Source organism: Paraburkholderia sediminicola, from assembly GCF_046026895.1.
Lineage (GTDB): Bacteria > Pseudomonadota > Gammaproteobacteria > Burkholderiales > Burkholderiaceae > Paraburkholderia > Paraburkholderia sediminicola_C.
This window is the reverse complement of record NZ_JAQQEU010000121.1, coordinates 1-13,692: the sequence shown is the minus strand read 5'-3', so window position 1 is coordinate 13,692 and position 13,692 is coordinate 1. Positions and strand designations below refer to the sequence as shown.

The 13,692-nt window shown below is 55.8% G+C and carries 12 protein-coding genes; all 12 read right to left on the bottom strand.

Translation table 11 applies throughout. The features are described 5' to 3' along the window. Positions 1-8: 8 nt before the first annotated feature. On the bottom strand, positions 9-1,127 hold the full coding sequence (locus PQR02_RS37760) for a hypothetical protein (RefSeq protein ID WP_408242941.1): 1,119 nt from the start codon (positions 1,125-1,127) through the stop codon (positions 9-11). Positions 1,128-1,298: 171 nt separating this feature from the next. Continuing rightward, positions 1,299-2,627, bottom strand: a complete 1,329-nt coding sequence (locus tag PQR02_RS37755; protein WP_408242940.1) for a hypothetical protein — start codon at positions 2,625-2,627, stop codon at positions 1,299-1,301. Beyond that, positions 2,620-3,630, bottom strand: coding sequence for a nucleoid-associated protein (locus tag PQR02_RS37750; protein WP_408242939.1), 1,011 nt, complete (start codon positions 3,628-3,630; stop codon positions 2,620-2,622). The genes PQR02_RS37755 and PQR02_RS37750 overlap by 8 nt, the downstream gene beginning before the upstream one ends. A gap of 333 nt (positions 3,631-3,963) precedes the next feature. Further along, positions 3,964-4,854 (bottom strand): hypothetical protein, encoded by an 891-nt coding sequence (locus tag PQR02_RS37745; protein ID WP_408242938.1) that lies wholly within the window; start codon positions 4,852-4,854, stop codon positions 3,964-3,966. Positions 4,855-5,246: 392 nt separating this feature from the next. After that, positions 5,247-6,254: a LolA-like protein gene (locus PQR02_RS37740; RefSeq protein ID WP_408242937.1), complete on the bottom strand. Its 1,008-nt coding sequence runs from the start codon at positions 6,252-6,254 to the stop codon at positions 5,247-5,249. A gap of 27 nt (positions 6,255-6,281) precedes the next feature. Next, positions 6,282-7,139: an HNH endonuclease signature motif containing protein gene (locus PQR02_RS37735; RefSeq protein WP_408242936.1), complete on the bottom strand. Its 858-nt coding sequence runs from the start codon at positions 7,137-7,139 to the stop codon at positions 6,282-6,284. Positions 7,140-7,144: 5 nt separating this feature from the next. After that, positions 7,145-8,794, bottom strand: a complete 1,650-nt coding sequence (locus tag PQR02_RS37730; protein ID WP_408242935.1) for an AAA family ATPase — start codon at positions 8,792-8,794, stop codon at positions 7,145-7,147. Between the two features lie 116 nt (positions 8,795-8,910). Then, positions 8,911-10,632 (bottom strand): hypothetical protein, encoded by a 1,722-nt coding sequence (locus PQR02_RS37725; protein WP_408242934.1) that lies wholly within the window; start codon positions 10,630-10,632, stop codon positions 8,911-8,913. 259 nt (positions 10,633-10,891) lie between these two features. Next, positions 10,892-11,332 (bottom strand): hypothetical protein, encoded by a 441-nt coding sequence (locus PQR02_RS37720; RefSeq protein WP_408242933.1) that lies wholly within the window; start codon positions 11,330-11,332, stop codon positions 10,892-10,894. Between the two features lie 173 nt (positions 11,333-11,505). Further along, positions 11,506-11,808, bottom strand: a complete 303-nt coding sequence (locus PQR02_RS37715) for a hypothetical protein (protein WP_408242932.1) — start codon at positions 11,806-11,808, stop codon at positions 11,506-11,508. 160 nt (positions 11,809-11,968) lie between these two features. Continuing rightward, the gene (locus PQR02_RS37710; protein WP_408242931.1) at positions 11,969-12,346 is read right to left on the bottom strand and encodes a hypothetical protein; all 378 of its coding nucleotides are present in this window, start codon (positions 12,344-12,346) and stop codon (positions 11,969-11,971) included. Between the two features lie 182 nt (positions 12,347-12,528). Beyond that, positions 12,529-12,927, bottom strand: a complete 399-nt coding sequence (locus tag PQR02_RS37705) for a hypothetical protein (protein WP_408242930.1) — start codon at positions 12,925-12,927, stop codon at positions 12,529-12,531. Between the last annotated feature and the right edge of the window lie 765 nt (positions 12,928-13,692).

Here is a 13,692-nt window from a genome sequence, read left to right as displayed (position 1 = left end):
GCCGCACGTTACACGCTTTCGGGTCCAAACAGGTCAGGGTAGTCGTTCTTCGGCTGTTTATCTGCGAAACGCTTCCGTCGCCCTTGAGCGGTCTCATGCACTGTGCCACTTCCGTCAATCTTGTCGAGTACAGTCGTTACCCGATAGCCTGTGACTGTCTCATTCCCAACTTCATCAAGTTTGCGGTCGGTTTCGAGCACGCACAGGATGCTATCTCCATGTTGAAAGCTCACTTCAGTTCGAAAGACCTGCTGCTTGAACGTACGGTCGCTCATGGCGAACGAGATGACCTCGCCATTGCTGCGTCCCTTCCACTTCATATTTCCTTCGCTGATTACCGGGGAGACTATCTCAATTATCGCCTCGCGGACCTCGGGTTCAAGCGCGTTCGTCTGCATGATGAACGTATTGAACTGGGAGCGCTCGATGATTGCTTCATCCGGAACCGGTCGGTCAACCAGGACCGGTAGAAAGCCGACGGCAGTCACTTTCTCGTACGTAAGAAGTTGTTTGTAGAAGTTGGAACGCCGCGTAACCACCTTTGAGTCCATTTGAAGCTGAAGCGGCTTGCGCACTGCATTCGACGAATCAGCGGTGGTCGAGTTACCGATTGGGGACGGTACTAGCTCACGAACGGTCAACGAAGGAGCTACGGGAGCAACCGTTACAGTAGCGCCATTTGAGACTGCCCCCTCCGATGACTTCGACGTTCGGCTGCTTTCCCGCTCGAGTTTCTGGACTTCAAGCTCCGAACGCCGATTCTCAAGTTTCCAATGGTCGATGGTCAGTTTGTTGATTTCAAGCTGTTGCTTCTCAAGTTCAGGATTTGGCTTCGGCGCTGCAATCCAGATATTCACTGCTTGAGTGACAGCCAGGGTAAGTAGCTGGATGAGTATGGTAGCGACCGCGGGGTTGCTGGCCTTACTGGCCACGACTCGCCAAATATCCCGAAATCCACCTTCTTCGGGGATGGTCGCCTCAAAGCGCAATTCAACGCCCAAAGCCTGCGTGATATGCGACACGGCTGCAAGAAATTCTGCTTCGCAGCGATTGCGGACCATCGCGTCCATGGAATGCAACTCGTCTTGCAGGTAATAGTGCACTTCTAGGCGCGGAACATAATCCACCTTGGAACTCCCCGGTCCGTTGTAACAGCTTCTATGAACACAACTTCGCGACGCTTAAACGAGGACGCATCAAGAGACGCAGACACGAACGACGAGTTGTCGTTTGCTCGTCGCGGGTCTTGGCAAGGTACCGGCCGCCGCGACCCGGCGACCGGCGACCATTCAATCGTATTACTTCGCTCCCGAGGCGCCAGATGGCAATGACGTGCTTCGCTGCTGTGCTGCCTGCGAATGAGCGCCCTCTTGCGCGCTCGCTGCACTAGAGCCCCTAGCTGGAACCGCAGATACCGGTGGCTTATCAGTAACGTTCGAAGTGGCCGTGTGCGTCCCGTTGGGCAGCCAGGCTTGCGCAGGCACTGTCAACTTGAAATAAATCACATGCGCCAGAATCAGGCCCACGAACAAGACAAATCCGACGGCTCTTAAGGCCCACCGTTGCAGACAAAGGCGCCTGCGGAGGAACTTGAATACTCCAACGAACTGGCTCGCTATGTCTTTGTATTGCTTTTTAATCAGCTCTTTCTGTCGCTCTATCTCTGCGTCGAGCACAGCAAGCGTGTGGGTCTGGTTCCAAAGCACAAACGTGACAAGAATCGCAAACACCCAGCAACCTACGAGGACGGCTGTATTAACCCAAAACTCATAGCCAATGTCCTTCGCATCCTTCATCTGACTTGCGACGACAATGGTTGCTACCGGGATACCCAGTATCTGGGTTTGAATGTCCGAAAATGCCTTGTGTATCTTCCCTGCGTATTCGACCTTTGCTGCCTCTGTCGCGTCGCGAACCTTGTCATAGGAGAAGTCCGCGATAAACAGCTTGTAGCCGTCGCTCGCTCTCTCTGCAAGCTGCGGGAGATTCGAAAGAAGGTGCGTGAAACGCTGCTCCTTCGGCCAGTTTTCGAGGAGCGCTCTCGTGGCACCTTCGAGGATGCCAAGCTTCTTTTCAACGTGTGCGTCGTCGCCGACAAAGGACAGCAATCTCTCGATTGCCGCTTCATCGAGTGCGCGCATGTTTTCGACTCTGTACTCGATGGGCAGTTCGAATTTGCCGCCATGGACAAAAACCAGTACACCTTCGTCGCTGTCTAGGAATGCCGCAGATTGCTTGAGCAGTTCAATCAGTCGAAGCACCTGACGATATTTCTGCACATCGCCAGGAATTTCTCCATCGTTCTTCGCAAACTTGCTATCGATGAGAAAGTAATCCTTCGGCTCCTTCAATCGATATCTGGTTGGTTGAAGGATTTCGGATAGGTTGCAAGCGAGGACACCAAGTCCCGTTCGGGGGTCTTCGAATGCAACCTTGACCGTCGCCCCGATAGCAAATTCATCGCTGTCGGCGTCGAGGCCGACAGCGTATTCGCGGACGTCAGACAGACAGGTCGTCAACGCCTCACGTATTGAATCATTGCTTACGGCGAGCGTTGCCCCGCGCCCCTGTCCGAAGTCAGCGGCACGATAGAGCGTCAACAAAGTTTCGAACTTTGCGTCACTCATCTTCGGCGTCCAGTTCCTTCTTAAGTGTTTCCGGCAGATTCTTCAAAGTTAGCGTGCCTAGTTCCTTGTTGTAGTTGACGTCGCCTGAGCTGATTGCTTTCCGGTCGAACTCGAGCTTCCACAACTTGGTTGAGGCTTTGAACTTCACGAGTGGCTTCAATGCACTCTTGTCAGGAACGAAACCGTCCGAAAGCTGCAAGTCCGCGTCCGCAAGCGCACTACGAACGAGCTCCGGTTCCTGCGGCCACATCTCGTTGCTGAACTTCTCGATGATAAAGGGTTCTTCTTTCCTGGCCAGGTCTTCGCATATATCGACTACTTTCTGAAGCCAGGCATCGCGTTCCCCGTCGTCAGCCAAGTGCTTGGCGGCGAATGCTTGCAATGCCCCCACAAGCTTCCTCGTCTCCTGTCGGGGCAGCACCGCAGAGTCGCACCCGAGGAAGTGGCGGAAGTACCCAGAGACGTCGTCGGCCTTGCCACCTTTCAGGAAACCGATATAGCGCTCTTCCTTCGAATCCCAGCCCGTGAGGTCGATACGACCGGCGAGGCGGAACTTGTTGAGGTCGACGTGTGCTCGGTCTTCAATGTCCAGTGTGTCGGTGATGGCGCTTCCTACCGTATCCGTGACAATGGCAAACAGCAAAAAGTCTCTCGCGCCATTGAAGATGTGGGCAATAAGAACGTACCCGCCCGTAGTCAGAGGAGCATCGTCCGCCTTCCCTTTCAGGATATTCATCGCAGCAAGCGAGAAGGCGTAAAAGTCGTCCGCTCTATCTGTGAAATAAGCGCGGACGCGACGCTGCATCGGGTAGGTGTCTTCGTCGTCCTCGAACCTTCCATATCCCTTGCCAGACTTGTCACCATAAAGGGAATGAAGAGCGTCCACAAGGCGTTGCACGGCCTCAGTTATCTCAACCGCACTACCTCTGGGCACAATCGTGCCCTTCTCGTGCGTCAACTTCTCAAATTTGTGAACGACGAGCCCCCGGATTTCGTTTGCCACGATTCCCTCAGTAATTGTTTCTCATTTTTGAATGGCGCTTTAGTGGCAGCCTAAAACCTCGAAAATTTAACACACGCAGCAAAACCGAGCTTCAAAGAGCGTTCGATTGACGCGTTTTGCCGCCTGCGCCCCATATTGTGAACATGACGGCCGCCCGCGCGAGCGACACCGGCGACTGGCTTTGGGAACGGAGGGGGTGACCAGACCGCAAAACATGGCTGCTTGGACTCGACGAAAGCGGAAGCCGCACACCAACAAGGTGAGCAATCAACCGGCCGTATATAACACCATGGCTACAAATCGGGATGAATGAGCTACGGTACGGGGCTAGCGTTACATGGGCTCCTCGTGGCAAGGCCCATCTACTTCATCCCAACGGCGCAGTACCGTCGGGTCTACCCAGTCTGCTGCATGCCGAACCCATTCCGCATTAATCACCCCGTCATTTGAAGCCAACTTTTCCGTTTCGAGCTTGTCAGCAAGACTTCTCAGGCGGTTGGCCCGCTCAAGTTGGGTCGCCCAGTCTTCAACCTGCCTGAGACGTTCGAGTGCCTTCCTTCGTATTTCTGCATGGCGTCGCTCCTCCACGGCCTTGGCTTCGGCGATGAGGTGACGTTTAGCGTCAATTTCCGCTTTCACCCGTCGGCGTATCGCAAGCTCACGAAGCCGGACTATGAATGCCACGACTTTGGTTTCAACGGACGCGGTCCGACTGTCGCCAATTTTCGCCAGTTCATAGCTGCTGTTGGGTTCGGTCACCGCGATATCGAACTCGCCGGTTGGATGATATTCGTACTGCTGGGTGTAGAAGTTGAATCCGACCTGTTCATTCTTCTGTCGCTGTTCGCGCGTCAGCGGGATAGGTTCACGCCGGTTTCTTTCGCGAATTTTGAACGACAATTTGAGGTCCAGCACGGAAACGAACGCTCGAGTGGCGCCTTTAGCATTGGCAGAAATAGCGTAGCCTGCGGCCATCACCGATTCGAGCACAAGATTGAGGAGCAGCACCGCGCGTAGGCTGTTGGCGTTTGATGCTTCGACCCACATCAGGCCCGCGCCGTCACACCGGCGCCATTCCTGAGCATCGCGCCGCTTGCCATCAAGCTTCTTCGCGATTCGCTTCGCAAGCGGCAAACAGTCCTCCAGGGATATCCGCAGGGGGAACGTTTGGTATTGCGGGGCGATGCGGTAAGTCTTCCGCAAGACTTTCACAATATCGGGCATCGAACTCGTCGTCTAACGGTTGGTCGCTTCGTCGTGCCAAGGGGCGGCCTCTTCACGGGCCGGCCTGCAGCCAGTTTTGCCCAGTAGCCGACCGGTGGGAGCGGCACTTCAAGGTCCAGGCATATTTTCCGAAGTCCAACGTCGGAAATCGCATAGCGTTTCGCCACCTTGGTAACCGGCTCGGTCCACACTTGCTCGTAAAGCTCCTCGCGATGAAAGTCAGTGTATTCGCAACCCATCTTCATACCCCGCAGACTCGAAAAACAAAAACAATGCGAAATGCATGGCGACTTAAGCCGCGATATCGCATCCCGACCGGGCGAAGAGCGTTGTACGGCCCGCACGCAGACAGTCTGACTGGGGAGCGGGCACGCTTGACTATGGTGAAGGTCCTACTGCGAGGCAGCAGGCTCGACCGCGGAGGCAACCTCCTCAAGTCGCTCAGCACAATCCCGCATTGCAGCAGAGAACCGCTCGGCGAGCGGGCACCTTAGGAACAACCCCATTTCCGGGACCAGCGGTGGCGGGAAAACGAACGTAGCTTCTAACGCCAGGCTAAAAGCCTCGCACGCTGAGAGCGTCCTGTACACGACCATGCCAAGAGCGGGTGAAAGCGGCAGCAGGTCGTTGGGCCTCCGTTCGTCTTCCCGCCATATTTGCATCGTAGAAAACGGCCGAAGATGCTTGGACACAAGGAAATCGCCGTCATCGGCGAACACGGTCTGAACGGCCGACCCATGATGCATAAGATTGTCTCGAATCGAGCGCAGGTCGGCGAAAAACTCCGCGAAACGCAGATAGACGTTCGCGAGCGGAACTGGGAGTCCGAAACGACTTTGCAGCGTCTCTAGCGTCGCGGGTTCGCCTCTGAACGTGACCATGTCATTGAAGCTGGATTTCAAAGGCTTCTTGTTGATGCTGGCATCAGTCAACTTGATGCTTGCCCACAGACGCGAGATTATTTCCTGCAGGAGGTCAAATACGCTTCGACAAACCGAGAAAAGATATTCAATCTCCGTCGTTATCATTCGCTTGATGCCGTCTCCAACCGCCTCTCTCGATGAATGCAACAACTGGACTTTCGAGAGTACGGCTGTAAGATTCAACAGGTCGTCGCTTATCCCCGAGAACCCTAGCAGGACCTCGGGGAACGCCGCGCGTTGCGCAACGAAGTCGAGAAAATGAAAGCGCAGGTCTCGTTCTGAGGCAGGGGACCGCGCGAAATACAGCATCTCCAGTGGCTCAACGATTTTGAGCTCGATAAAGCCGGTTCCCACCGGCGTCCATAATCGCCATCGTCCCTCATCAAAAAACAAACTCGAACTCAGGAAGCGGCCGTCGACACTCTTCATGTCGATATACGGAATCACCGAAAGATGCGAAGCGTCAACGGTCGTCATTGATTTCCTGGTGGCCTAATCGACAGGCTATGCGCCTAACTGAGGCTGGCCTATCCGATGACCATTTTCGCAAAAGTCAGGACACTCCGCGAGTCCATGGAACACTGCAGTTTTCCAATGGTTGAGTCCATGACTGCCCTGATGCGATGAAGCCGTGAAACGTAAGTACGTCGCAACCGCGTCCGCCCCGCCGATACCCGCCTCAGCCATCATCTGGAGTGAAGGCTTAACCGTTAAGAGAAGGTCGGTCACTTCAGGCTGCAATCGGCGATTCAGCTCAAGTTTCTCGAACTGGTACGTCAAACGCTCAAAGACGTCCTGCGCGAGTCTAGGTGTTTGAACGACCTCAAAGCTACAAACGAGAGCGCCGTCTTCGAGAGAACACTCCGCTCTGAAAAAGCGCTCATCCGGAATTTCGTAGAAGTATGCGTTCAGAAACCGCTCGTGGTCACCATCACCCCCGACTCCTTTCCCCTTCTTTTGGTTGCAAACTCCACAAGCAGGAATGAGGTTACGGCAGTACACCGCCAGAGCTTTATAGTCAGAGCGAGGAAGATGATGGTCAAGAGCCGTAACCGCCGCGAAGCCGCAAAACGGGCATCGTGGAACACTCGCTTGCAGCCGCTCCCTCAAACGCTTGAGGCGCCCGCCCTTTTGCGTGGAGTCGTACCCATCGTGGACTGCCTGTGCCAACTCGCGAGAGATGCCTTCCGGTTGCAACTCCGCTGAAGGATTCCCCAAGCGTCGGTCGTACGCCTCGTAGAGGGCAACGAATTCGGCCCTTTCTTCGTCCGATAGCGGCACAGCCACAGCACCCACCGGACTCAGCGCGGTGACGAGCTCTGCCATCGCACCAGCATTATCTGGCAAAGGAAGCTTCCACATCTTCGTTAGCCTTGCTGAGCCAGAACTGCCATTACATACGCGCGAGCCTGGACGCTGATGCCCCCTTCCGCGAAAAGCGCTTCAATCGCCGCAAGGTCTTTGGTTTGCAGCGCCAACTTGCGCAAGGTGTCGTTGAAGTCCGTGACCTGTGAGGTCAAGTTGAAAACGTTCGACGTGAGAAGTCCAATATTCTTGCCAAATGTCTCGCCGACCGGCCGCCGTAACACTGTTTGCGCTCCTTCACGGGAGATGACGTGAACGTGCGCAGCCATCGTTTCCTGCAGCACGACGGGCGAATGAGTCGCTACTACTGCGTATGCCTCTTGAGCGGATAAGACACAACGCAAAGAATGCATCAGGGCAGCGAGCAGAGGTGGATGGAGGTGAGTCTCGGGTTCGTCAAAGAGAACCAACGCTTGCTTTTCAACGTAGGCAACGAGATTACATACGGCATGTATAACTATCTTGTGCCCCGTACTCCAATCAATGAAAGCCTTCTCACAATCCGGGCTCAGGATTTTCTGTACCAACGTGTCACGCACATCGTTGAACGAAGGGTCCTCTAACACCGGCCGCAGCGCACTGTTAAGCAGCGAAAGCCGATTCAGGTCACGGATGCGAGCAATAATTCGGGAGAACTCGGTGGCTAGCGTGTTGGCCGATTTTAGAACGGTGACTTCCTGCCGGTCGCCAAGCGCCGTCTTGATTGTTCCAGCCTCCGGCTCGCTGCCAAGCTCTGCGTCGAGTTCCGACGCGATGTCCCGGAGTCCACAGAACACGAAACGCCCTGTGCCTTTAGCGATTTCTTGTGCAATCGTGCGACGCTCTCGCGAGGTCATGCCCGGAATCTGAAAATTATCGAACGCGCTGTATGAGACCGTGACCACTCGCGAAAAACCGAGGCCATCCGGCGTCAACGTCCCCAAATTGGTCATCCTGGACCGGCGCCGGTCTCGTCTCGACGCATGTGCAATTCGTGCGAGCCGGGACAGCAGTGTGCTCTTACCGGAACCGTTGCGGCCGATTATCACTGAGACGCGCCGAGGTAGCTCGGCGAAGCCTTGAGTAATTTTCTCCTCATATTCTCTTACATCGTCAACCGGCGGCGCATCAAAAGAGAACTCCATCGGAACATTCCAGCCGGGCATAGAAAACTGGAAGCTCGCATCAATACTCGGGAGTGCGCTGTAGTTCTGCGAGAGAACAATGGACGCCATCGAAAGGAAATTCGAGTTCAGGTCAATGTCCCGCAACACCGACTTATTCCAACCCTCCTCGGACTCCAGACCGGCCAACCCTGAGCTATCCTGGATGACGTCTCGGAGAGCCCCGAGGATGAAATCTCGGTCACTCTCTGGCATATCAGCCAACCGCTGATAGTAGTCCAACGACTGGCCAAGAGAAACAAAGTCGTCCGGCAAGGAATTAAACGGCCGGTCTAGCAACTGCTTCTCGCTTGGCTGTTGACCTCGACGCAGCACCTTCACATTGCCGATTGTTTCGAAGTTGCCACTTGCATTCACGTGGGACAGACTGTACGTGGTTTTGTAACCAAAATCGTCCCAACGATTATGGCTCAGCCGGAAGCTCCCTGATGGAAGTGGACCTGCCAATGACTCACGCGGGCCAACAACGAAAATTCTCGGCGAATCCATTTGTCTTTGTACCTTCCCTATTCAGCAGATTCGATACGAATGCCGGCGCGCAATCATCGTTACGACCTATCTTGCGAAGTGAAACAGATTGATGCACCCAAAATCGAGCGGCACTGTCAGGTACTAACCGATGCGAATAGCTCGTCCAGCGCGGCAAGCGATTGCGACAGTTGTGCTGCCAGTGCCTTAATGTGTCCAAGGGGCGTTCCGTATGTCTTGATGAGTTGCTTGCGGATTGCGTTCGCTTCGTCGCCGCTCGCGTGCGTGCCACCGAGCTTGCTACGCAAGCGTTGTACTTCAAAAAGAGGGGAACATATCTCTGCGAGCCGGTCATCATCTACCTCAAGCTGCTTAAGCAGTTCCGCTGCCCACTTTATCGGCCCCCATTTTGGGTCGCCGACACTGCCGCGGCGCCGAGCCGCCTTTTCAAGAAACCGCTTCTCTAGGCCTTCGGTTACGCACTTAGCAAGTGTTACGATTACCTCGTTCCAGCCCTTGATGGAAGACGTGAGCGGATAATGCAACTGGTCGAGAAGCTTTGATTCGCGAAAGGAAAACCAATCGGGTTTCGATTCGGACAGCATTCGCAGTGTTTCCTTGAGTTGGTCGAGAGGGTCTCGCTCATCATCGAACGTCCCCTGAAAGTCAGTCTTGAGCGAACGCTTCGAAATTGGCGCTTTTGGCTTTTCGTTGAACGACTTCCAATATAGCTGCTCATCGTATGGAAGGTCGCCCAGGTAACCTATCATCGTATGCACCTGCCCAGCATCGTTGAAGTCATACGTCCTCAGATGCCACGCGTTGCGGCATGTTATCGAACGAGATTCCAGTCGGTACTTGTCCGGGTCGGCCTTGTACTTGTCCAGCACCTCCGGCCGAAAGAACACCGGAGAAGTCTGGAACGGTAGCGTCAAATCCTTATCGAAATATGATGCAAGTGCAGCAGGGCCGCAGCTGACCTCGCCGACCCGGTGATTCTTGAAGTCCTGCGTGATGAAAGTTGCATACTGCTTGGCTTCCCGGCTCTTCGCGAATATTGCCTCACCGAATTCACGTGCATTCATCGGCGGGGGGAGAATTTGGCCACCACGGAAGTAGCTGGCTCGATTGCTATCCAGTCGATACTTCATCACGAGGCCGTTTTGTGCATCGACAAACTGCTTCTCGACTCCGCCGTCGAACCCGTGGAATTCCGCTGGGTGTACGTCAGAGTCAAACATCTGCAGCGTGCAAGTGTCCGTGGCTGCCATATGAAGGTCTAGTACCTTCCTGGAAATTGCAACAACGGTCGTTTTCAGACTGGCCGTTGACCCTTCCGAGATTTCTACTCGCGCGACGTCTTCCACGTCGCCTCGCTCGTCAAGCTTGCACCAGGCGCTGCGCTCATCCACCCAGTGAAGACCATGCGCATGAGTCAATTCCTGCGCGAGCTCATAATAGGTGTCGCCGCCGTGAAGAACGTCGAACGACCTGGCAAAAATTAGCTGTCTGGCCATAGCAAGCATCCCGCGCGTGCCCAGAGCACCCTTGTCATACTCGACGCGAGCCCCTTCGCCGCCGCCATAGACCGAGCCGCAACTTGGGCCGTCATACGGATTACCTTGCCAATTCGTGAAACCAGCCTTGTCGCGAAGCTTGATAGACGATTTTGGTACCAGTACCGAGTGAACGAAGACGGACCCCAAAGGGCCGAAGGCGCTCGCATACAAAATGGTTCTGTCTGCACGCCGCTCGCTGGCGAGGAGTTCGTAGAGGTCAACCTGCTCTTCCTTGCGACCAATGCCAACCCCGGTGTTGGGGTTCAATATGTCCACTAGCTTTTGATTGATGTTCGACATACCGGAGTCACGATGTCCTATCGTCGAAAATTGCTGGACACTCTGCCGGGAAAGCGCATCGGACGCAACACCTTCCGCACTTAGCTGAATGTCGCTCCATCAGCCACGGTGTACCCGTTACGAGTACACGACGACCACATCCGTGGCGCCCAGCATCAGGCTTCCTGGGAGCTGACGCCCTGTTGGCTGTCGAGCCGCACTGCGGAGTTCTCAAAAGTCGTGAGAATTCCAACTATCGCCGTGTGTCTGCCGCGCTAACTCATGCGTAGCCTTGCGCGTGCAGCTCCGCCCACCTCTCATTGTTTTCTTCCTTCAACCGGAAGAGCTCACGCGTATGCTGGGCACGATTGATTTTTTTCCTGATGCTCGGGCGGCGTTTGCTGGCGACCTCGCGACGCTCATCGCGTTTCCAGTAGAGCATCCGCTCCCGCAGAACCAGCATCGCTATGCGCGACTTGAGGGCCGTCACATCCTTGCCTGCTATCTCGCCCAGACGCATGTTCATCTGTATCTCCATAAGCGCGGACATGCAGTCGCCTGAGATATTGCGGGAGGGCACGCGGCGGCGCGTATCCACGGCGTGTCGCATCTGGCCGCGGCGCAAACGCGTACGCCACCTCGTCTTTTCCGATGGGGCCGGGCCCGACCCGGCAGGCAGGTGGTCGAGCTTCTTGATACGCAGGTCGGTGACGATGCTCATCGCGGTCGTTTCCAGAAGGGTCGCGCCCCCATTGTCGCCAAATATAACGCCTGGAGGAAGCCGACGGGACAATTGGTTTTGGAAGCAATGAGGGTGGACAGCGCGGATGCGGCGGCGAATTGGAGGCGGTGGGCGCAAGGGGCGCGTGTTGCTGACGCCACCTTGCGCGTTAATTATTCGCCGTCGTACTCGTAGTCGTCCATCACCATTTTGATGTGCTCCGGTGACGTAAGCCCGAGTTCCTTGATGAGCTTATATGCGGGAACGTCATAGTCGCGGCCCATGTCGCCCGCGACCGAGCCCTTCGCAAACGGGTCGCCAGCCGCGAACGCCGAGACCCAACCCGTCACGAAGCCAAGGCGATATTCAGGCGAATGACCGCTCATTTCTTCCGCGCTGGGTTGGTCCGCAACACTGCGCTGATTCGTCTCGCCATCAGCGTAGCCCCTATTGAAATCTGGCGAAAATGTATTCATCGTTTTTTCCTGCAGTGGTTAGTTGGGTTGAAATTCTTGCTACTGGCTGGCCTGTTTCCAGTTAAACACCTCCCCGTTCGACGTTCGCCTCTTTGAGCGGCTTGATATAAAACTTCAGTTATTCGACTCGTTGCCGTTACGCGATTCGTAGCAACGCAAATCAGCGCTCGGGTGGATACAGGTCGGCACCGGCTCGCCCAATGCGCTCCGGTAGACAGTAACTGACAGTGAAGGCGCCGCCCCAATGCGGCCAATGGTGTCGATAGCGCGCGAGCCACGTGACAAGCCCATCATCGTTTTCGTAACTGAAAAAATAGGCGTCAAGATGCCCATCACCACTCCCCGCACTCCAGCGTGCAGCATGTTCTTCGGGCGTAAGCCGCCATAGCTGGCCCAAAAGGTCGCACCCGTGATAGACGCAATCGAATTCGCCCACATCATGTCCGTTCTTGCGGGTGTGCGCCGACGCCAGCGCGAGACATCTTGCCTCGACAAGCGCACGGATTGCGGCGCGCAAGCGGTCTTTTTCGCGCGCCACCTTCAGCAGTCATCGGAGTTCACTGCGGCTCACGCACATGTCAAAAATTATCCGCGGCTGGCGGCCCTCGCCGTGCCCAGATAATGCACTGCCGGGCATACAGGGGTGTGTCTGCAGTGCTGTGAAAGAAGAGCCACACACCACCCTTGCCATCAGCTCGAGCGTTTCCGCTAGGTCCAGCTTCAAATAAGCCGTAAGCGTGTGCGCCAGCGCGCGCAGCGATTCGAAACGTTAGGTGCGAGCGGTGTGCCGGGCGGCAGCAGCACGACCCACAGATGCTCCAGAGCGATGAAGCGGGTCAAGCGGTCGGGCGCATCGAGCAGTTCAGGCAGCCGCGGCAGCACGTGATGGACCCGTCCGAGGTTCAACGCTCCGAGCACAATCGCATAGGCATCGGTCAGCGAGCGTTCGGACAATCGCAGATGGCCATAAACGATGACAACCAGCAGACGGATGGCGTCAAGCGCTAAATGGACCAGTTGACGGGTCGGCGCGGTTTCGCCACGCGCGGCGGGCACTTCCGCGAGGTAGCTATCGCGCGACGGCGCTGGCTCTGAATGCAGGATACGGTACGAAGACATTACGGTTCACCAGCTAGGCGCAAGACGGCCCCATCGTCCGGCTATGGTGTCCATAACGGGCGTGCGCCCACCGTGGCGGGCAATGACTTTGTAATCCCGGACCAGCAAGGGGCGCAGGTTAGGGAGATGATACTTGGTTTCGTTGGTTATAGGGTCAGGTGCAAGCACCCAACGGCGCCATTAAAGCAGACAGCCGTACCCTATGGAAGCCCCTCCCGCAAAATCTACGAATCGATGCGACGTGGATAGCAGGCCGCAAGCAAGCTAGAAGAATTCGACGGCCGGCGACAGGCGAGCGTGGCTCCCGTTCTGCCGGCGCGTGCGCATGCACAGCTGCACCGACGCCAACGTTTAAACGATGTCGCTTCATTGGCGATGGATACGCCGGCTCTCAAATCACAGTTGCACGACCGAAAGTTTGCAGTCACTCACATTGAGCGCAAAGTCGTTGACCTGCTGTCAATTCTGTTGGCAGACGTCACCAACGACGTCGCGGTTGCGGCACGGGACGCAGGGATGTCTGACGCCAGTTTCGTGCGCTTGCGCCGAGCGATAGACCGAGTTGCTTGCGCAAATCGCTGTCGGATTCAACACGAACAATTCGGAGGTGGGCGAAGTGCGACGCGACGGGCTTTACGCCCCAAAATGACCTCGCCGGGTCGCGTGGAGACCTTACGGGCTGGCGTGCGGCACAACGCTTGTCTCTCATCGGATATGTCATCGAGCCACTCGCGGTCGCTTTGTCAGACGTCCATCCGTGTGCTA